Origin of the sequence: Chitinophaga ginsengisoli, from assembly GCF_003014595.1 — a bacterium.
Lineage (GTDB): Bacteria > Bacteroidota > Bacteroidia > Chitinophagales > Chitinophagaceae > Chitinophaga > Chitinophaga ginsengisoli.
The window spans coordinates 112,469-133,307 of sequence record NZ_PYGK01000002.1; the positions used below are offsets into that span (position 1 = coordinate 112,469).

Sequence of the window (20,839 nt, forward strand, 5' to 3'; positions counted from 1 at the left end):
GAACATGAAAAAAGTTTTTTACACCCTATTGCTAACAATTTTTTATCTGACCTCTTCGCGGCAGGTAAACGCGCAAACGTACACCTGGAACCAGGTCCGGATAGGCGGATCGGGTGCGCTGCCTTCCTTTGTAGCACATCCGTTGGTACCCGATCTGTATTTCATCACCACCGATGTAGGCACTCCTTACCGATGGAATAAAAACCTGCAGAAATGGGAGCATTTAATGTTATTTCAAAAGATACCGGTCAACTACTGGACCTGGGAATGTAATCAACGTTGTGGTAGCCTGGGAATAGATCCCAACGATGTTACCGGTAACATTCTGTATGCTACAGTGGAGAACAGCGCTGGTTCCGCACCTGGCAAAGGTTCAACCGCTGTAGGTACTATTATGAAAAGTACCGACAGGGGTGACTCCTGGACTGACCTGCATGTGCCTATCGTAGTACATCCTAACAGCACGCAGGCTTACAGCGATCGCATACAGGTGGATCCCGCCAATAGTAATCGGGTATGGGTGGTGACAGACCAGAATGGCGCCTGGAAATCGGAAGATGCCGGTACTACATGGTCGCAGGTAAGCGCAGTCACTACGCCGGGCTATTGCTCTTTTCTTCTTTTTGACAAAAGCGCGGGAACCATTCCCATCAATGGTGTGAACGTTAGCAAGCGGATTTACATTGGTCGTTCCGCCGGCGTATTCATGTCAGACGATGGTGGCGCATCTTTCTCCCAGATGAGCAACAGTCCACAGTATCCTACACGGGCCACAATCCACTCTGATGGAACCCTGTATATATCTGCCGGGGCTGAGGATCTAAAAAAGGGCGTCTACAAGTATAAGAACGGCAGCTGGCAGGAAATCTCTCCTGTAACTTTAGATCCCGAGCCGAATAAAGGCGACAGGTACTTCTCCAAAGTGGCGGTGAACCCGGCCAATTCAGATGATATCGTGGTAAGCACTCGTGGCTCCTGGCAAAAAGATCCTTATTATATTTCAAGACGTGGCGGCGCCCAGGGCTCTTATACACCTGGAAAGATCACCCGCGATAATTCCGAAGCGCCGCATTCAGAAAATGACGGCGTAGGCTATAATGACCCCGGGCATAATGCTTTTGCGTTTACCTGGGATCCCATTTATCCTGACAAGGTCTGGATAAATGATATGCTGGACATACTGTCTACTGATAATATCTTCGCTTCTGTTGCCAATTGGAAGATCCGTGTAGTAGGATTGGAAGAGATCATGGTTACAGGCCCGATGGTGGCTCCTCCCAGTGGCAAGAATCTCCTGCTCACCAGTACTGCAGATGTTGGCGGTGGTCACCACCGTTCTCTTACAGAGCCTTTGTACCAGGGCGCAGTTTCCTCCACTGTTCTGCACAATAACGTCTTCTCTGCATTTGAAATGCAGGGCGTAGCTTTCCAGTATACTGATCCTGATTTTGTGGTGCGCGCGGGCAGCGATGGTGCAGATAATAATAGTGCCAGCGCATGTCGCGCGGGTTACTCCACCGATGGCGGCGATACTTATACCCTTTTTTCAAAGTTGCCCGGTATACGCGGACGTGTAGCCGTATCAGCTAATCGCCGGAACATTCTCTGGCTCACACAAATGGATGGCAATAGTCCAGGTAACGTATACTGGTCGGAGAATCTGGGTGCCGACTGGACAAAATCTACCGGCGTATCTTCGGGTATCTTACCCGCAGGCCCTCAGTGGAACATTTATCCAGGGGAAAATCATCTTGCATCAGATAAACTAAATGGTGATTATTTCTATATCTGGGATCGTGGTTCTTTTTATGTAAGTGCCGACGGAGGGAAATCATTTCAAAAAACAACCGCCACCGGTCTTACAGCAAATGCCGGCAGTAATCCCAATGGCTCTGCTTATGCTACCACTTCCAACATTGAAACTACGCCAGGCAAAACAGGGGATGTATGGATCGCATTTTACAATGATGTATATCCTGAATACAGTGCGCTTTACCATACCTCAGACACGGGTAAAACATTCACTAAGGTGGGTGGTGAAAATTTTAAGCCTAAATGGATAGCTGTCGGCTTGTCTGACACCACGCCCAATGCCCACCTGGCTTTGTACGCTACCAGCCAGAACCTCCCTATCAATGGTATTACCTACGGTGCCTACCGCTCTGATGATACTGGTCGTACCTGGACGACCATCTTGGACCGCGTGCCAGGTGTGGTGCCAAGTATTGCTGCCGATAACAAAGGAAGAATGTTTATTTCCGCAAGCGGAAATGGCATCTTTTTCGGCGCCCCGGTAGCAGGTCCCGTGCAGTCGGTAGAGATCGTCAATCCCGCATCAGACACTATCGTAAAAGGATTCTCTGTGAAGCTGAACGTGAAGCTTACCCCTACTTATCCCACCAATCCGTCTGTTACCTGGAGCTCTTCGGATACAGCAATAGCGAAAGTGGACGCCTTTGGAAAGGTAAGTGGCATGCATGCAGGTACTGCCACCATTACGGTTACATCGGTCGATGGAGGGAAAACAAGTACAAGGCAGATCGTCGTGGTCCCTCCCACTATATCAACCGGTATTACGATAGACAGTGTCTTGTATGGTACTATGAATACGCCTAAGCAGATTGTCGCTACTGTTCTGCCCTCCAATACTACTAATAAAGCCCTCAACTGGTCAGTGGCGGATACTACCATTGCAAGTGTAGATGCCAATGGCATGATTACCGGCTTAAAGCTGGGGTCTACTACTCTCACCATTGCGGCCGCTGACGGAGGATTCACTAAAACCGTGCAGTTGATCGTCAACACCATTGTAACAGCCATCAATGCAGGTTCAACTGCCACCACGGGCAGTTCCCCTACGCCGTATCAGAATACTGCTATTGGTCAATATATCCCTGAAGGGCCTTCCGGAACCGATAAACTATGGCATGCAGGATATACCTGGAGCAACCGTAATACAGCAACGATGGACCTGAGCCAGGTAACAGCGCCAGCTCCCCGCCAGGTATATGAGTATATGCGCGTCGCCAAAAATACAGTGGCTCAGCTGCGTTATTATTTCCGCAACCTGATTCCCGATGCCAACTATTCGCTGCGCCTGCACTTTGTTGAGCCCAGCGATGCTGACAAGGCCAACCGTGTGTTTAATGTGAAGACCAGCGGCGACAGCCTCATAAACTTCAACATTTACCAGGCTGCAGGCAATAAGCTGAACACCGTGGTTACACGCACCCTTGAAGCAAAGGCAGACCACGCAGGTGTAATAACGGTGTATTTCATCCCCAAGGTTGGCACCAACGATCCATACAGCGCTTCTGTAGCTGCGCTCGAGGCAAGTATCATTCCGCTACAGGGAATCAGCATCCATTCAGACAGCAGCAATCTCTATGTAAGCTATAAAGACACACTGAAACTGACCACTACACCGGCAAATGCCACTAACAGGAATCTCGTATACAAGTCTTCCAACGACGCTATTGCCACTGTAGATCTGAACGGCGTGGTAACAGGAAAAGCTGCGGGCACGGTAACGATCACCGCGACATCTGCAGAAAGCCATTTTTCTGCTACCAAAACCTACACCGTTATCTATGTACCTGTTACAGCCTTAACGTTGGATAGCACTTCGGCCAATGTATTTGTAGGATCCACCTTCCAGCTGAATCCCACTATCAGCCCGGCAAAGGCCAGCAATAAAGGGATCATATGGAAATCTTCGGATACAACAATCGCCAAAGTAAGCGTCAGTGGCCTTATCAGCGGTATCAAACAAGGCGATGTAATAATAACAGCTACCTCCGCAGACAATCCGGCAATTACTGCAAACGCAAATACTCATGTAGCGAATGTACTGGCTACAGGCATTACCCTACAACCATCCCCGGCCATCGTCGGAGAGATAGACACGCTACGTGTAAAAGTCGACTTCCTTCCAGCTAATACTTCTATTAAGAAAGTAAGCTGGAATAGCTCTAATATGGCACTGGCCACGGTTGATAGTACTGGCCTTATTACTGCTATTAAACAAGGTACCCTGAGTATCATTGTCAATAGCCAGGACGGCTCCGGCGTGTCAGCTACCTTGCCGCTAACGGTCGTGCCGTTCGATTCATGTGGAGGAATACCTAACTATGGTTTTGAAAGTGGTCTTATCAACTGGATAGCTTATAGAGAAGGTATCGCTACTCCGGGTGCTGTGTACACGGTTAGCGGGAAAGGCCACTCGGGCGATAAAGCCGCTACTATGGGCTTCACTACGGCAAATACCTCATTAAACATACGAGGTTCTATACCAGTGAGAGGCGGCAGCGTCATCGTATTTACCCAATGGGTAAAAGTAGAGAAAGACGCCAGCGGCTATCCCTGGTGGGCAGGATATGGTGTTGGCTTTATAGATAGCCTTGGCGCCTCCACAGGCAGTGCTTCCTATTCAAAACAGGTAGATAATGTAGTTGCATACCGTGACAACTGGGCGCAGATAAGAGACACCATACATGTGCCGGACAGCGCTATTGGTCTTACTTATTGGGTGGCTAAGGTAGGATTCGGCACTGTATGGGTAGATGATTATTGCATAGAAGTTTTAAAGACAAATCAATCGGCTATTTATGGTATTAACGCGGGTACCACACAAACACCTCCTGGTCCATATGCCAATACTACCTTTGCGCAATATGTTCCGGAAGGCCCCACCGGTACAGATAAACTATGGCATGCAGGTTATACCTGGGTACAAAAAGTGAATTCCCCTGTAGACCTATCGCATGTAACAGATCCCGCTCCCCCGCAGGTCTATGAGTATATACGCGTATTCAAAGACAATATCACCCAGATGCGTTATTACCTGCGCGGGCTCACTCCTAATGCCATTTATGTTATCCGCCTGCACTTCGTTGAGCCACAGGATGCGGAGAAAAATAAGCGCATATTTAGCATAAGAGCTACCAATGGTCTGGACAGCCTTATTGACTTCAATATATATCAGGCCGCAGGCAACAAGTTGAATACCGCTGTCATAAAAACCATCAGGGCAAGAGCAGACAACACTGGTTTGATACAGGTAGCTTTCTATCCTAAAAAAGGATTGTATGATCCTTATAGCGGTTCGATTGCAGCTATTGAAGTACGGACACCAGCGCCTGGAGACACGCTGCAAAGTGCGACTGCAAATCAAAACATGATCGCAGTAGTCAGCAACAAATCCGACATCCACGGTAACCTGGATTTTACAACAGAAATATATCCTAATCCTTCCGATGGCGTGTTTAATATTAAAATGACTTCATCTTCCAAAGCACCAGCGTTACTTATCATTGTTAATAACACCGGCAATACAATTTATTCTACGAGGATAAATGCCGGTGCGAACTACCAGCTTGGCCAGAATCTGAAACCCGGTATCTATTATATCAATATCAAACAAGGCGCTCAAAGCAAGACAATGAAAGTGGTGAAACACTAGAAAATTAAACTAAAAGAAAAAAGCTGTCTCAAAACTGAGGCAGCTTTTTCTGTTTTATATCACAATTCGGTAACAGATTAGCCGACTGTATGATCGTAATCATAGTTATTATCACGCTACAATCTGACATTTGCCAGCAAATCAAGTCCAACAACCTGCAGCGCAGCTGCTAAACAAATATTTATGTACACGTCCGAAGTTCACAGTTTTCATATTCCGGTATTAGGTTTAGGTTACAGTATAGATACACCGATAAAAGTAGCCCGTTTCGGTATTGCGTCAGTAATATCTATTGTAGAAGATCAGCTGATTGAAAAAATGCGGGAGTACTATTGTAACCAGGAAGGCCTACCCTACCAGGCCATTACAGAAACTGATCCGGATTTCAGAGCAGCCCGTATCACCGACTACCTTAACCTGGTAAACCAAATAGTACAAAAGCAGTTGAACCAATTGCGCTCCTTACCATTTGAACCCGGTAATGATCTGGTAAAATACTTTGAACTGTTACCTGACAATAGCCGGTTAAAACAGCAATACCTGCAAATGACGCTCCTGCCGTCAGGCGTGGAAAAAGAGCAATTACAGCAACAACTACGTCAGGCTATTGTAGCCGGGGCTATAGATGTAAATATTATGGCCAAGGTAGATAAGCTAAATACAGATGCCGATGGCCAGCCATTAACTTCAGAATATTCAGATGCATTAGCAGCTTTGCGCGGATTTGCCAATAGCAACCTGCAATCATCTGTTATTATTTCCGCCGGCTATAATCCACGCCTATATAGTTATATTGATCAGTTTCCCGATTTTTTACCCGACAGCAACGGACAGTTGAAAAAGAAACTGATCCTGAAGGTAAGCGATTACCGGTCTGCGCTGGTACAAGGCAAAATACTCGCTAAAAGAGGTCTGTGGGTATCAGAGTTTAGAATTGAATCGGGCCTTAATTGCGGCGGACATGCATTTGCTACAGAAGGTATATTATTAGGCCCTATACTGGAAGAGTTTAAAGAGAAAAAAGAAGCATTGGCTACAGAGCTTTTTCCCCTTTGCTGTGCAGCGCAGGCAGCAAAAGCGCAAACTGTTTTTGCTACGCAACCACCTTTGAAAATTACCGTACAAGGTGGTATAGGTACCGCAAATGAGAATGAGTTTTTACTGGAGCACTATGCCGTAAACGGCACAGGATGGGGAAGTCCATTTTTGCTGGTACCCGAAGCCACCAATGTAGATGAAAATACCCTGCAGCAACTGGCTACCGCTCAACCAGATGATTATTATATGAGTGATGCCTCTCCTTTAGGCATACCTTTTAATAACTTTAGAAAAAGCAGCGGAGAAGCACAGCGCCTGAGAAGAATCGAAAAAGGAAGGCCCGGCAGTCCGTGTATAAAAAAATACCTTGTTTCTAATACAGAGTTCACTGACAGCCCTATTTGCACTGCATCACGCCAATACCAGCATTTGAAAATAAAACAACTGCAGGAAAAAAAATTATCTCCGGAAGAACATAATAAAGCCTTAGAAGAAATAACAGTAAAAGACTGCCTCTGTGAAGGCCTGGGTACAGCAACCCTGCTGAAAGACAATATCGCTCCATGGCGCCCTGGCGCAGCTGTGACCATATGTCCTGGTCCTAATCTTGCCTATTTTTCAGGAGTGTTTACTTTGTCAGAAATGGTAGATCATATTTATGGCAGGTTACACCTGCTTAATACATTATACCGGCCGAATATTTTTATTAACGAATTACACTTATATATTACCTATTGGAAAAAACAGATTGACAAAGCCACTGCCCCGACTCCCAAACAGGCAAAATATTTTCAAACCTTTAAAGCCAATCTGCTGGAAGGGATTGATTATTATAAAAATATAGTCTCTCTTTTCAAAAAAGAAAGCAGTCAGTACATAGCTACTATGAAAAAAGAACTGGATGATGCAGTCTTGACGATAACCAGCCAGCATTTGAACGTAGCGGTAAATGACGGCAGCACAATGACAATATAAAACAGACACTATAAGGATATTGTATGATACCTGCAGATCTGCAGGTGTCATACAATATGAATTCCCCTATCCCACCTCATTTGAACCATCGGGCAGGTAACGTTGATGTTATCGGCCTAATCTCCAAAATTTATATTAAATTTAAAAAAACTATGAAATTGTGTCTTTTCTCTCATTTTATATGAGAAAAGTTCACATTTCTTTTTGTATTTTAATCCCGCGCAGACTTAACCTTAAGTTTATTACTGTCCAAAACCACGTATATGCAAAACATTCAAACCAATAAGCTATTCTGGGCAAGTTGCCTGGCGCTGTTAGTAACCTCGCTTTCCTTTGGTATCCGAGCAGGAATGATGAACCAATTAGGGATAGATTTCCAGCTGAACGCGACACAGCTGGGTAGCATTACCGCTACCGCTTTCTGGGGTTTTCCACTGGCAATGGTCATCGGCGGTGTTATAGTGGACGTCATTGGCATGAAACGCCTGCTGGTCATCGCGTTTCTTTTTCACCTGGCCGGCATTGCACTCACTATTTTTGCGCAGGGCTACTGGACGCTGTTTTTCTCCACCCTGCTGATCGGTATTGCCAATGGTACAGTGGAGGCGGCCTGTAATCCGCTGGTAGCGACACTTTATCCGAAAGACAAGACCACCAGGCTGAATTATTTCCACCTTTGGTTTCCGGGAGGTATCGTGATCGGTACCCTGGTAGTTACCTTATTTGTCAACCTACACCTGGGTTGGCAGTTACAGGTGGCAACCATGCTGATTCCTACCCTGATCTATGGTTTCCTGTTTTCACGGCTTGATTTTCCGCCTACTGAAAGAGTTTCATCCGGATATTCCAGCGGTGACATGTATATGGCCGTACTTTCGCCACTGTTCATCTTCATGCTCATTTGTATGTTCATGACTGCGATCACTGAACTTTTCACTGGTCAGTGGATAGGCCTTCTGCTAAAAAATGTGACTAATAATGCGCTGTTACTGCTGACACTAACGACTGGCATTATGGTTGTTGGCCGGGCCTTCGCTAAGCCAATCGTCAAAAAGCTGGCACCGCAGGGTGTTCTCCTCTTCTCAGCCATTTTTGCCGCTATAGGGCTTTATATGCTGAGCACATTTACAGGAAGCTCGGTATTCTTTGCCGCCCTGATCTTCGGCATCGGCGTATGTTACTTCTGGCCAACCATGATCGGTTTTGTTGCCGAGAATATCCCACAGTCCGGCGCACTGGGGCTTAACCTAATGGGTGGTGCGGGAATGTTCGCCGTATCTATATACACTATGTTCATGGGAGGATTTTATGACGGTTTGATTGTCAAACACCTTCCTGCAGGCGCTCATCTGGGTACTTATACTGCTGCTGCCGATGGCACTCCCGAAGCGGCCGCGCTGAACGAGGCGAAGAACCTTGCAGGCCCTGAAGTATTACAGGTTACTTTAGTGTTACCCATTATACTGATTGTAGCTTTTACAGGTCTGGTCGTTTACATGAGATCCAGAAAATCCAGGCAACTGGCCGCCGAGGCTATTTGATAGAGCTGTTTTCTTTCTATAGGAAAAGCCATTAAATGCAGCTATTGCTGCGTTTAATGGCTTTTTAACTTTAACAGCTGTATGTTTATTTACTAAAACGGTACTATCCCCCGCCGACTGCAGGTCTGTTACAGGCCTGTCTGCTTATCTTTTCACTGATATTCTGTCACCCTTTACGATAACCCTTTTGTTAACTAAAAAAGTCCCCTACATGAGCAAACATTTATACCTGGTTATTATTGCCTGGCTTATTGGTGTGAACACTACCCAGGCACAAAATGCGGACCAGCTGTACTACAACACCTTCGCATTGCAATTTCACTACAAAGCAGCAAGCTTCGTCGTAGACACGCCATTTGTAGCTTCTGCCCCACAAGCCTTTCTGTTATGGAGCGCCAACGTGTACCAGGATTCCACGAAAAGTTCTTTATCGCTCGATCAGTTTGATGCCAACGGCAACTTCCTCTCCGAGCATATAGTTCCACAACCCAGCAAACTGTTACCATCCCTGCTGCCAAAGAAAATCTTCCGCATGAAAAGCGGCAAAGGTTACTATCTCTTAGGCTATGTGATCCAGTCCATTAACCTGATCAATGGCATTCCCGTGTACTCCACACCGGTCATCATTCGCCTGGATCAGCTGCTGAACCCTGTCTGGGTACAGAAGCTGCACTTCGCTGCAGTAACCACTGCCAATGCTAACGCACTCATTGAATACAATGACCTTATTGAGGCTACTAACGGCGATGTGATCATTGCAGGTCGCTATAGCCCCGCACCGGCAGGTCAGCAGATCAATATACTGGCTACCCGCCTCACCGCCGCAGGTGCCATTGTATGGAACTACCAGTACTCCACCAATTTTACCTGTAACGCTAACGCACTGGCCCTGACAGAAGCCACTGACAACAACATCATCCTGACTGGTTATGTAGAGCTGTGTACCAGCGGCTTCGGAGGTCCACGCCAGGTACTCTTCCTCCGTCTCCAGCCCAGCGGTATCCCAGTTACCGGTTTCGCTTATCTCGGAGCCACTACTGAATCTGCCGGCACCAAGATCGTGAAACGTACCAACGTTGCTGGTAACGATGCCTTTTTCATCTCCGGCTTTGTCGATGTCACAGCCGCCACCGGCGCCCCTAACAGACAGGTACTGATTATAGATGTAAGAGAAAGCGGCGCCATCACAGGCTCCTTCCATGTTGGTGATGCTGGCACAGAAGAGTCCAACGACCTCGTTATCCGTAACCTGGGCAATGAAAACTACTACCTCTATCTCACCGGCTTCACCACCAGTTACTACACCGCTGTAAGCAAAGAAGTATTCTACCTGCAACTGCGATACGTGTCCGGTACCCTGGGTCTCGTAGAATTCAGCACCTTCCCGCAGACGGCCAGTTACACCGAAAGGTATGGCCTGGAAATAAAAGCTGCCGGCAAAGACAAATTCGCGATACTGGCCAATGCCAATTACATCATCAATGGCACCAGCAACACGAGTACATTCACCAACGTGCTTCTCCGTGATCTCAGCAGCGCCAGCCAGCAGTGTATCAAATTACACCAGCCGCCGGTAAGCACTATCAACTTCAGTCCTAAACAACTCGAGGTATCACCGAAAGCACTCTCTTTCAAACCTTATGCAGAGAAATATACTGTATTCCAGAAAGTATTTCCGAAACTGCTCTGTGGTCAGTTCAACGTCAACGCGTACGATGCACTCAACAGCGGCGTGATAGAACAACGGATAGCCACGCCAAACCTGACACTCAGCAAAGTGGCGCCGGTAACTAAACCGGAAACCGTGAGCGTTTATCCTAACCCTGCCAGCAACTACGTCTTTATCGAATACAGGAAACCTATCACCTCAAAGGTGCAGGCGAAAGTGTTTGGTCCCGATATGCGCTTGCTGAAGATTATTGAAATCAATGACAATAACAGGAAAACGTTGTCGCTCGACGGCCTCCCATCCGGCTTGTATTTTATACAGGTGGGCGATAATAATAAAAGCGAGAGCTTTAAGATAATGAAGAACTAATGACTACTTGATCACTACAAAAGAGGGCGTCAAAAGGCGCCCTCTTTTTTCGCGGTGACCGCCAAAACTCTGTGCCATAACTTGGTCCGGTGGAACTGCTCGCAAATGCTATCGGTTTGAGGGCTTTTTGCCTTGATTTGCGTATAATCAATATAACACAGAATCAAAAATCCGTCAATTTCAATAATAAATTACCTTCGTTGTCAAAACCATAAACATCCTATGCGCGCATTATTATTCGATGCCTATAGTCAGGTGGTGAAAGAAATCGTTTTGCCAGCAGAAAGAGCAATATTTTATCAACAAGTAAAACAGTACCTAAATGCAGAAGGCATTGATATGATACATCCTAATAAACTGCTCACCATTCTTTTTGATCCACTTGCCTTTACCAAAGCAGGTACTCCAGGCTTTCTCCTAGGGCTATTGGAAGAATTTCCGCTGTTTGGCAATATCATTTGTGTCGGACGTAATCCGATCACCTATCAAATAGAAGATTTATCCGGAGAATTTACGCGCGATCATTTTGACGTCAGCTGGTATGCACCAACAGAGGCAGAAGAATACAGAAAGAAGGCTATGCTGATCGGCATCAATAATTATAGAAGTTAACTGCTCCTAAAGGCAACTACAAACATGTAATAACTAATTCTGTTTCAATCAATATCGGCTTTACGAATTATAATATAGATATTGCTCTCTTTATTGAAGGCTCGCTCGGACTCGAATCCGATTATAGCTTGACAATGAAAATAATTATATAAACTCTCCAAAAAAAAAAAAACGCTACAAGTCTTTAAACCTGAAGCGATTCATTTTACCCTGATCGCTATGGTAAAACTCGAACCTTTTTATATTCGATTTACGTAAATTAGCTGAAATAGTATAACCAATTACAATATTTAAACAAAATATTTCTGGTAAAATGAGGGCAAATCGCGATACCCACCAAACTTTTGAGCAATGAATGTACAAAAACAAAAAGAGAAAAATGAAGGCTTACAGCACGATCAGCCGGGGATAAAGATTCGATCAAACGACAATCCTTATCTGTCAGCTGACCCTCAAAAAAACTTACTGCAACCTCGCAGATTATCTTCTTATTTTATTGTATTAATTGAAAGCGGTTCAATTACATACAATCTAGAATTACAAGACTATACGCTTACTGATGGGCACTTGCTCTTCGCAATGCCCAATCAAATTTTTACGCCACCTGCCAAAACTAACGATCTTAAATATTTCAAGCTGCTGTTTGATGAAAATACATTGGCCTTGTTGCCACAACAATTTCCTTTTTTAGTCAACCCTTTAAACGCGCCGACCATAGCTCTTGACCCTGCTGCGAAAGAAAGAGTGATAAAGGTCTTTGGAATTTTAAACCAGATACTGCACTTAGATAAATACGAGACTGACACTGAAATAATGTTAGCTTATTTGAGCTCATTGCTATCAGAATTAAACAGCGCCTATTTCAAAAACAAAGGACCCGCTAATATCTTAAATCCAAACCTGTCAAAGTTTATTGCCTTCAAACTAGCTGTGGAAACGTCCCTTACAGAACAACCTTCTATCAACGCAATTGCAGAAAAATTAGCTTTATCTACCAACAGTTTATACCGGATTGTAAAAGAATACGCCGGCACATCGCCCAAAGACTATTTTATCAGTCGCCTGATGGCGGAAGCTCAGCGGAAATTGCGCTATTCCAATATTTCTATCAAAGAATTGGCCTATGAACTAGGCTTTAATGACCCTGATTATTTTTCAAGGCTCTTCAAGAAAAGTACAGGAAAAAGCGCCAGTGAATTTTTACCCGGGCAAGATTTGTCGGGAGAATAAACAGATTTGTCCATTCCCGCTATTTTTGGCCCCTCTACTTTTGCTTTATAAAATTCACACAACATGAAATTTGCATTAGTAACAGGAGCCAACAAGAGCATTGGCTTTGAAGTGGCACAGCAACTTGCTGAGGAAGGAATGTATGTTTACCTCGGTAGTCGTAATGTAGAAAATGGCGTTGAAGCCGTTGGTAAATTAAAAGCAAAGGGATTAAACAATGTAGAAGTTATTCAGCTTGACATTACGGACGACGAATCAGTAATTAAAGCCCGTAAAGAAATAGGTAAAAAAACAGACGTCTTGGACATACTTATTAATAATGCGGGTATTTATGGTGGTTACCCACAAACGGCACTTGATGCAACGATTGACCAGTTTAAGGCAGCTTATGACGCAAATGTCTATGGCGCGGTGCGCGTTACACAGGCATTTATCGATTTATTGAAAAAGTCATCAGCACCTCGCATTGTAAATGTAAGTTCAAGTCAGGGCTCAATTACCCTCCACAGTGACCCAACATATAAATATTACGATTACAAAGGCGCTGTATATCTTTCCTCCAAATCAGCCTTGAATATGTACACGGTGGTTTTAGCATACGAGTTTAAAAACACTCCCTTCAAAATAAATGCCGTTTGCCCGGGATTTACAAAAACAGATTTCAACGGACATCGTGGGCCCGGAACGGTTAAAGATGCTGGAAAACGGATCGTAAAATATGCGCTGATTGACGATGATGGCCCAACAGGGAAATTTTTTAGTGAGGAAAATAATCCTAAAACAGGAGAAATACCTTGGTAGTTCAGATAAATTAACCCAAATGAAAACCAGTAAGAACTGCGGATCGACTAAAAATAAACCAAATAACAAAGCTCGCGACTAGCGCGAGCTTTGCAGATACCATACAATTTTCAAATATATCTATACAGAAAATCAAGCACATTGACCATCAACAATTTAGACAACACAAGGGACGTAGCGGGGACGATTCTTCCCTAAGAACTAATTTCAAGCTTATACCCTTTGCCTCGTATAACAACGATGTTGATATTGGGATCCAACTCCAGTTTTTTTCTAAGTTTCGAAATGAACATATCCAGGCTGCGCCCAACAATAACACCTTCATCTTCCCATACCTCTTTTTGCAGCCGGCTTCTCTCTATAGTCTGGTTAGGAGACAATGCGAAAATGAGCAGTAAACGCGCTTCCGTGTCAGTCAGGTCTATGGTGTTTTCATTTATTACCAGTCGCCGTTCCTGGGTATTAAACAAGACCGCTCCAAAAGTTAAAATGCCGGTATTTTGATTGCCAGGCTCGGCTTCTCGAGGTTTAGCCGGTCTAAAAAAAACGAAACCAACAAATGCTAAAAATGACAGGCTGCCCATAAGATATCCAATCTTTGTGGTATTTATACCTGTCGGTTTGAACTTAATGTTAACCACGTAACATCCTTTGGGTTGTACTCTTCCTCTACAAGCTACAATTTCATTTCTTTTGTTGTTGGATATAGCGTATCCATAGACTACACTGGAGTTGCTACAGTTAAGAACATTAACAACATAATCACTTGTGAGGGGGTCCTGGGCCAACAAACGCCGGGTAGTATTAATCAGCGAGCCCGGTTGAAAAGTAAGCTCATTCTCAAAGCTGATCTGGTATTCATTTTCGGCGATTTTTTTTACCGGAAGCACCCTTGATCTACTGTCGCCCGACTGTGTGAGTAGTTCGTCTCCTATCTTCCGAAGCAAAACTTCCCTCCTGGCGATATCAAAACCGTCACTGCCGGTCATATTGAAAGCCACGCATATTACAGAGATAAAAAGGGGAAATATCAATACCCACAGGTACTTACGTTTCCCCAAAAATAGATTTCGGCTATAAAACATACCGTTTTACGATTTATTTACAAAGGTTACATTTTTATTTACAATCTAAATACCCGTGTGGAAAGGTATTAAGATAATTTCGCTGGACCAACTTTGATAGGATTTGAAAAACAAAAAATCATGAAATACATACACTTAAATATCTTGTTATTAATGCTTGTTTGTCACACTTCCTGCGGACAAAAGCAAACTGAACCCCATCAGGATAATATCAATTACAATATCACAGACATAGTCCCTTCCTACCAGCCTTACACAATGGTTCGGAAAGATAAAAAAGGAAACATCTGGACTACCGGTGAAGTAAGTCCGAATGTCCGGCCACTTTCACGTTATGATGCAAAGTCCTTGTATAATAAAATACCCACTGTAACAGAAATTAAGTCAGAAGGAGGAATGGGGGCAGAAACTGATCTCAGACTTACTTCCAGAACGGCGATGACGAATAGTTGAACAAACGTCCATTGTTGATTTTAAAATCATTCATCACCTATTTTAATATATCGATATGACTAAACAAACAAAATCCTTTGCATCTTTTTTTTTACTTCTGTTCTTTTGTATCCAAGCAAGTATTCTATCTGCACAAAACACTACAACCTATTCCAAAGACGTACGAACAAAGATCAAACAGTTCGAAAACAATTTAGGTTTATGGGTACAAATAGAGAATCAGCAATTTACCCTTGCCGACAGAATGAAAAGTAATCATGTAAACGGAGTAAGTATTGCATTAATAAAAGATTATAAAATCGAGTGGGCTAAAGGATATGGTTGGGCAGATAGTGCTAAACAACGGCCAGTTACAATAAATACATTATTTCAGGCAGGTTCAATCAGCAAATCATTAAATGGGGTTGGTATTTTAAATTTAGCGCAGGAGGGCAAATTGAACCTTGATTCCGATATCAATATTTATTTGAAATCATGGAAATTTCCTTATGACTCTCTATCAAAAGGGAAAAAGATAACGATAGCAAATCTGTTAAGCCATACAGCAGGACTAACGGTACACGGATTTGACGGTTATGAAAAAGGAGACACCATCCCTACACTGATTCAAATTTTAAATGGCGAAAAGCCGGCTAACAATAAAGCGATTCGGTCAATGTATGAGCCATCTCTCAAATCTGAATATTCAGGTGGAGGAACAACCATATCACAACTAATATTGCAAGATGTGACAGGACAACCTTACGATACATACATGTGGAACAATGTATTAAACCCAATGGGAATGAACAATAGTTTTTATGCCCAACCGCCGCCAGCGGATAAAGAAAATCTATTAGCAAAAGGTTATTATAATGATGGGAAAGAAGTGAAAGGTAAGTATCATATCTATCCCGAACAGGCTGCTGCGGGCCTATGGACAAACCCTACAGATTTAGCTAAATATATTATAGAAACACAGCTGTCATTACATGGAAAAAGTAATAAAATACTTTCCCCGGAAACAACCAGGCTTAGATTGACCCCTTATATTGATAGCTCTGCAGCGTTAGGAGTGTTTATTATTAAAAAAGGAAGTGAAAAATATTTCAACCATGATGGTTGGGATGAAGGCTTTGTTGCTTCATACTACGGCAGCATGGAAAATGGGAATGGCGTAGTAGTAATGGCAAATACCGATAATGGAAGCCTGTTAAGCGAAATAGTCAATTCCCTGGCTGCTGTTTATAAATGGAAAGATTTTTATACTCCGAAAATTAAAAAGGTTGTTGCCGTAAATAACGAAATATTGAAATCATATGTTGGAAACTACAAACTACATCGGGATACACTTAATGTTACGCTGGAAAAAGAAGGTTTGGTGATAAGGTTGAACAGTAAAACGAAATACAAAATTTATTTTACCTCTGATTCTGATTTCTTTATATTGGAAATAGCTGGATCGGAACAAAGATTTACGAAAGACGAAAACAAAAAGGTAAATGGCTTTGAGATTAATGGCAATGGTTATAAAATGCAAGCTGTAAAAATTGAATAGTTACCAGGGTGTAGTCAATTGATATTGAGAATAAAAAAATTGCAGGGAACCTAACAATTAAGGGCATTTTAAAAGAGATTGTCAGATTCCCGGCCTTCTCGCAGATGGATGTAATCGCGGTTATCTACGGGCTATTCCCGTATGAAGGTATGTAACAGCTCGGGGCAGATGCTGCGGGAGAAAGTGCCATGGCAGTATGGTAGGCCCAGGAACGGGCCATTTCGATAGCAACGGTATATTAGTAGTTGCCTGGTCCTGGGTCGCATTTAAATTGCTGGTAGTAAGATGTGGCCGGCCAGAATTTCAGACCGGTTTTTTATAAATTCCAGAAAACAATAACAGCTATGCCCTGAGCAGGATTGCGGTAAAGTTTTTTTACAAGCTCAAGGCGATGTAGACGAATGCTTGAAGGCATTGTGAAAAGGCTTTGCCAATTTAAAGGCGCTCTACGCCTTGTAGCGCAACATAACTGTTCCGGATTTTAGCTGCCTCACATCTATCAATGACAAATTGCTTCGATATTCTATATTCTTAAACAGGACCTTTCCTCTTCCGACTATCTTTGGACTTACCCTGATGTTGTACTCGTCGATCAGTCCTTTACTAATCAGATAATTCGCAAAGGTGGCGCCACCCCATGTTAAAATGTCTTTACCGGGTTGCTGCTTTAACATGGCAATCTCAGCATCGGGGTCAGTGGCGATACGCGAATTGGGCCAATCGACCTTTTGCTGGTTTTTTGAAAATACGATATGTGGAATTTGGTAGGCCCACCTGGCATATTTCACTTCGTTCGGATCTGCTGTTGGATTGTTCAGCTGCGCCCGCCAATGATCAAAGTACAGGGGATTCATTCCCGCGCCTGCCAATATGGTATCTACTGATTGCAGGTCATTAAACATATGGTTCCATAATTCATCACTGTCATCGACATTATGGTCTGCTGTATCGGTTTCCCCAGCTGCTTCATTGTTCTCAGCCGCTACAATACCATCGAATGACATATCCATTGATAAGATCAGTTTTCTTGCATTTGTCTGTTTCATATAATGAGATTTGATATAGCAAAGTTATAAACACCAGAACAGTTACATGCGGTGTAGTCCTGACTAAATAAGGGTGTAAATGCGCTACCAAATAAGAGAACATCATTTTGTTTTACATTGCTGTGAAATCTATGGCGAGGGAGCAGGCATATAAAAAGCAAAGCTCACGCTAACGCGCGAGCTTTGCCCAATTTCAGCGAGTCCTATGATACAGCACTCTAGCTGGTTATCTTTCCCAACAAACGGCCATTCTCATCGTTTCACTAACCGTATAAGCCAGATTAGTAAGATAGCTCCCACCAGTGCCACGATCAGTGAGCCCAACAGACCGCTTCCGATATGGATTCCAAGCTGGCCGAAAAACCACCCACCCAGCCAGCCGCCTATTACTCCCACAATAATATCCACAATTATCCCAAACCCTTTACCTCGCATCAGTTGCCCTGCAAGCCAGCCAGCTATGCCGCCGATAATAATAGTCCAAATCATAAATTGATGTTTACATTAAGTTTCAATTTACTGTAAAATATTGTTATTACATAAATAATTTATATGATTAATAATGGCATATTACAAAAGCGGAGTAGCTGCTCCTTTGACATAATCATTCGGTTCTCTTTTAAATATGAACTGATTTTATTATCTTCCTAAGTACATATTTCTTCACCTAAACCCTAATTGCTCATGAAAAAGGAAAACAGAAAAAAACTGACCCTGAACAAAATTAAAATCGCTAGACTAAGCAACACCAAGCTAAATAAAGGGGTAGTAATAAATCCAACAGAAGGGCCTACCTGTGCTGTTTGTGATCCTATGACGATCACAGAAAACGTCATCGTATAATCAAAACTGCGTGGACATCGAAGTATCACCTAATGGCAAATGGGATCGTCGTTCCTCCAAAATGACGATCCCATTGCGTTATAGGAGCGGAGTTTATTAAATAAAAGTCTGATCAGAAGCGAGGACACAGCTGAACAGAATCAGCAAGCGCTCAATAGGAATGTGTTTGTGTTGGAGTCCATGTTATGGTATTTTGAGTGTAAAAAATAAACGGGGGTGTAACGAATAAATGCACATGACGTTCTTCTCGGACTAAGCATACTAATTTAGTACAATTATTTGGATTCCAAATAATTATCAGCATAAGCCGGAGCACCGGCTTTAAAGATATCTTGCAAATGCGACGCCGCTAAATGTTAAACCCAGTTCTTCTATATCGGCAATAGGGACAATTACATTTTCGCTACTGCCGAATATAGAAATAGTCCAGGTGGCAAAAGGCGACAAATAAGCATATCGTCCTTCTAACCCTCCCAGGTCGAATGTTTCAGACTCTCCGTTTTTATAAAACTGGAACAATGTTCGCTTTCTATGTTTGAATTCTCGCACACCGCCATATACATCAACAAACCTGGGATTCCCCTGATGCGTCAGTAACACAGTATAAAACGGTGTATCTAGGAAACTTAACCCTTTAATTCTTATGGTCACTGTCTTCACCAATAGACCACTTAACGTTCGATACTGAGGTAATGTATCCGGTAACCTGAAGCTGCAATTAACGGTTAATGCGACAATTTTTAGATCTTGTAAATACTAGAAATAAGCAAATCCTGCATGCGGATGCTATCGCCACACGTATCAATGAAATAGACAGTGAAATCGGTTCCATCCACACAGAAGTACTTTCCACTAAAGGCAGACTATTGGAAACGGAGAATCCTTATTTGCCCGCTAATATCATCTTTTTTGAAAAGGCCAACAATCGTATAATATAGCAATCACGGTTAAGAAGGCCGGCAAAGGTAGCACTCTGGCTTGCGTTGTGTGCATCCAGCGCTCTTAACATATTTTCAAATGTGGTGATGTGAATACCCGTTTGTGATGATAGGTTAATTTTTTCGGAGCAAGTTAAAGCGGAACTCCGGGTAGCCCTGCTGATCCTCCATACAAGCTAAAAGGGCAGCTCCTTTGGTCTTTATATTAACAGGCTGCTTAGCTTTCTGTTTCCGGGGGCGTCTGACCAAAGATCCGGCTCATTTGCGCATACATTTCAGGATGATGCTGTTTGAATTTCTCAGGTTTCTGAAAGAAATATTCCGAAGTCACCGCCAGAAACTCTGCTTCATTTGTCAATGCATAAGGATTAATATCAGATCGTCCCTTCTCAATACAACGCATTTCCTTGTGCATCATTTTCAACCAGGGTACAGCATATTCATGTCGCATCAGATTTTCAAGTACACCATCGGTCGCACCATCTGACATATCCAGCAGATGTATGAATTCATGAATAGCCGTGTGTTCGGAACCTGATGAAGAAGAAAACGCCTTGATCAGAGCGGCTCTGGATAGTAACATCTGCCCGTTCATATAACCCGAGCCAACCATACCCAATATATTTCTCTCATCACCTTCAAACTGGAAATTGTGATCAAAGGTATCCGGGTAAAGGATAACGTTTGTGAGATTGCGATATTTCCAGTCAGGGAAACCAAAGATGGGCACCACGGCACTTGCAGCAATGTAGACTTTGTCCAGATCAGTGACTTCTGTGCCAATGCCTTCAATACGCACGTACTGTAAGAACTCATTTACCAGTGTTTCAAACCTTGCTTTTTCCTTGTCATTCAGGAGTTGATAATACCGAATATGCTCGTTGAGTAAAACGCTATAAATACCGGCCAGCGCCTGACTCATCGTCTGCTTTTCCTTTTTACGGCGCATGTACAAAACGATGAACAGGCAACATAATAGCAAAGCAATTGTATATAACATCATAAGTTAAATTTAAGCAAAATACCTTATCAACAGGCACCTATGCAGATAGTCTGACGTAGAGTTCTGATATATGGAAAGAAGCCCTAATTATTACAATGGCTTCGCATATTGTTGTCAATAATTTCAGGCTTATTTTAAGTGAAGATAATAGGACATAATTTTCTTAAAAGAAAGGTTGAACAGCTTTTATAAATGATGTTAGCGAGATCGTAAATGAATCAAATGATGGTCTGATAAC

Annotated in this window: 16 protein-coding genes; 11 read left to right on the top strand and 5 right to left on the bottom strand. The window is 43.3% G+C overall.

Going from position 1 to position 20,839, the window contains the following annotated elements:
* The first annotated feature begins 4 nt into the window (after positions 1–4).
* From CLV42_RS04995 to CLV42_RS05025, 7 genes are all read left to right on the top strand, one after another.
* The gene (locus CLV42_RS04995) at positions 5–5,461 is read left to right on the top strand and encodes an Ig-like domain-containing protein (RefSeq protein WP_106600805.1); all 5,457 of its coding nucleotides are present in this window, start codon (positions 5–7) and stop codon (positions 5,459–5,461) included.
* Positions 5,462–5,644: 183 nt separating this feature from the next.
* Positions 5,645–7,474, top strand: a complete 1,830-nt coding sequence (locus tag CLV42_RS05000) for a hypothetical protein (protein ID WP_106600806.1) — start codon at positions 5,645–5,647, stop codon at positions 7,472–7,474.
* Positions 7,475–7,737: 263 nt separating this feature from the next.
* Positions 7,738–9,015 carry an MFS transporter gene (locus CLV42_RS05005; protein ID WP_106600807.1) on the top strand — a complete coding sequence of 426 codons (1,278 nt, stop codon included), beginning with the start codon at positions 7,738–7,740 and terminating at the stop codon, positions 9,013–9,015.
* A 211-nt stretch (positions 9,016–9,226) separates the two neighbouring features.
* Complete coding sequence (locus CLV42_RS05010) at positions 9,227–11,053, top strand: T9SS type A sorting domain-containing protein (RefSeq protein WP_106600808.1); 1,827 nt, start codon at positions 9,227–9,229, stop codon at positions 11,051–11,053.
* Between the two features lie 222 nt (positions 11,054–11,275).
* Positions 11,276–11,665, top strand: a complete 390-nt coding sequence (locus CLV42_RS05015; RefSeq protein WP_106600809.1) for a hypothetical protein — start codon at positions 11,276–11,278, stop codon at positions 11,663–11,665.
* A gap of 351 nt (positions 11,666–12,016) precedes the next feature.
* Positions 12,017–12,895, top strand: coding sequence for a helix-turn-helix domain-containing protein (locus CLV42_RS05020; RefSeq protein WP_106600810.1), 879 nt, complete (start codon positions 12,017–12,019; stop codon positions 12,893–12,895).
* A gap of 63 nt (positions 12,896–12,958) precedes the next feature.
* The gene (locus CLV42_RS05025; RefSeq protein WP_106600811.1) at positions 12,959–13,696 is read left to right on the top strand and encodes an SDR family oxidoreductase; all 738 of its coding nucleotides are present in this window, start codon (positions 12,959–12,961) and stop codon (positions 13,694–13,696) included.
* 194 nt (positions 13,697–13,890) lie between these two features.
* Here the strand turns inward: CLV42_RS05025 and CLV42_RS05030 are convergent, their stop codons facing one another.
* On the bottom strand, positions 13,891–14,685 hold the full coding sequence (locus CLV42_RS05030) for a winged helix-turn-helix domain-containing protein (RefSeq protein ID WP_245901494.1): 795 nt from the start codon (positions 14,683–14,685) through the stop codon (positions 13,891–13,893).
* A gap of 216 nt (positions 14,686–14,901) precedes the next feature.
* Between CLV42_RS05030 and CLV42_RS05035 the strand changes: the two genes are divergently transcribed.
* Positions 14,902–15,234 carry a hypothetical protein gene (locus CLV42_RS05035; protein ID WP_106600813.1) on the top strand — a complete coding sequence of 111 codons (333 nt, stop codon included), beginning with the start codon at positions 14,902–14,904 and terminating at the stop codon, positions 15,232–15,234.
* Between the two features lie 55 nt (positions 15,235–15,289).
* A complete protein-coding gene (locus tag CLV42_RS05040; protein ID WP_106600814.1) occupies positions 15,290–16,771 on the top strand; it encodes a serine hydrolase domain-containing protein in 1,482 nt (493 codons plus the stop codon).
* A gap of 446 nt (positions 16,772–17,217) precedes the next feature.
* On the opposite strand, the gene CLV42_RS05045 is transcribed toward CLV42_RS05040, so the two are convergent.
* Both CLV42_RS05045 and CLV42_RS05050 read right to left on the bottom strand, forming a co-directional pair.
* On the bottom strand, positions 17,218–17,817 hold the full coding sequence (locus CLV42_RS05045) for a dihydrofolate reductase family protein (RefSeq protein WP_106600815.1): 600 nt from the start codon (positions 17,815–17,817) through the stop codon (positions 17,218–17,220).
* Positions 17,818–18,069: 252 nt separating this feature from the next.
* Positions 18,070–18,306: a GlsB/YeaQ/YmgE family stress response membrane protein gene (locus CLV42_RS05050; RefSeq protein ID WP_106600816.1), complete on the bottom strand. Its 237-nt coding sequence runs from the start codon at positions 18,304–18,306 to the stop codon at positions 18,070–18,072.
* 195 nt (positions 18,307–18,501) lie between these two features.
* On the opposite strand from CLV42_RS05050, the gene CLV42_RS33835 reads away from it, so the two are divergent.
* Positions 18,502–18,660: a hypothetical protein gene (locus tag CLV42_RS33835; protein WP_170117401.1), complete on the top strand. Its 159-nt coding sequence runs from the start codon at positions 18,502–18,504 to the stop codon at positions 18,658–18,660.
* A gap of 321 nt (positions 18,661–18,981) precedes the next feature.
* Here the strand turns inward: CLV42_RS33835 and CLV42_RS05055 are convergent, their stop codons facing one another.
* A complete protein-coding gene (locus CLV42_RS05055) occupies positions 18,982–19,320 on the bottom strand; it encodes a hypothetical protein (protein WP_146154312.1) in 339 nt (112 codons plus the stop codon).
* A 68-nt stretch (positions 19,321–19,388) separates the two neighbouring features.
* Here CLV42_RS05055 and CLV42_RS05060 point away from each other — a divergent pair, with 68 nt between their 5' ends.
* On the top strand, positions 19,389–19,598 hold the full coding sequence (locus CLV42_RS05060; RefSeq protein ID WP_106600818.1) for a hypothetical protein: 210 nt from the start codon (positions 19,389–19,391) through the stop codon (positions 19,596–19,598).
* Between the two features lie 217 nt (positions 19,599–19,815).
* On the opposite strand, the gene CLV42_RS05065 is transcribed toward CLV42_RS05060, so the two are convergent.
* Positions 19,816–20,601, bottom strand: a complete 786-nt coding sequence (locus tag CLV42_RS05065) for a M90 family metallopeptidase (protein WP_245901495.1) — start codon at positions 20,599–20,601, stop codon at positions 19,816–19,818.
* Positions 20,602–20,839: the final 238 nt, after the last annotated feature.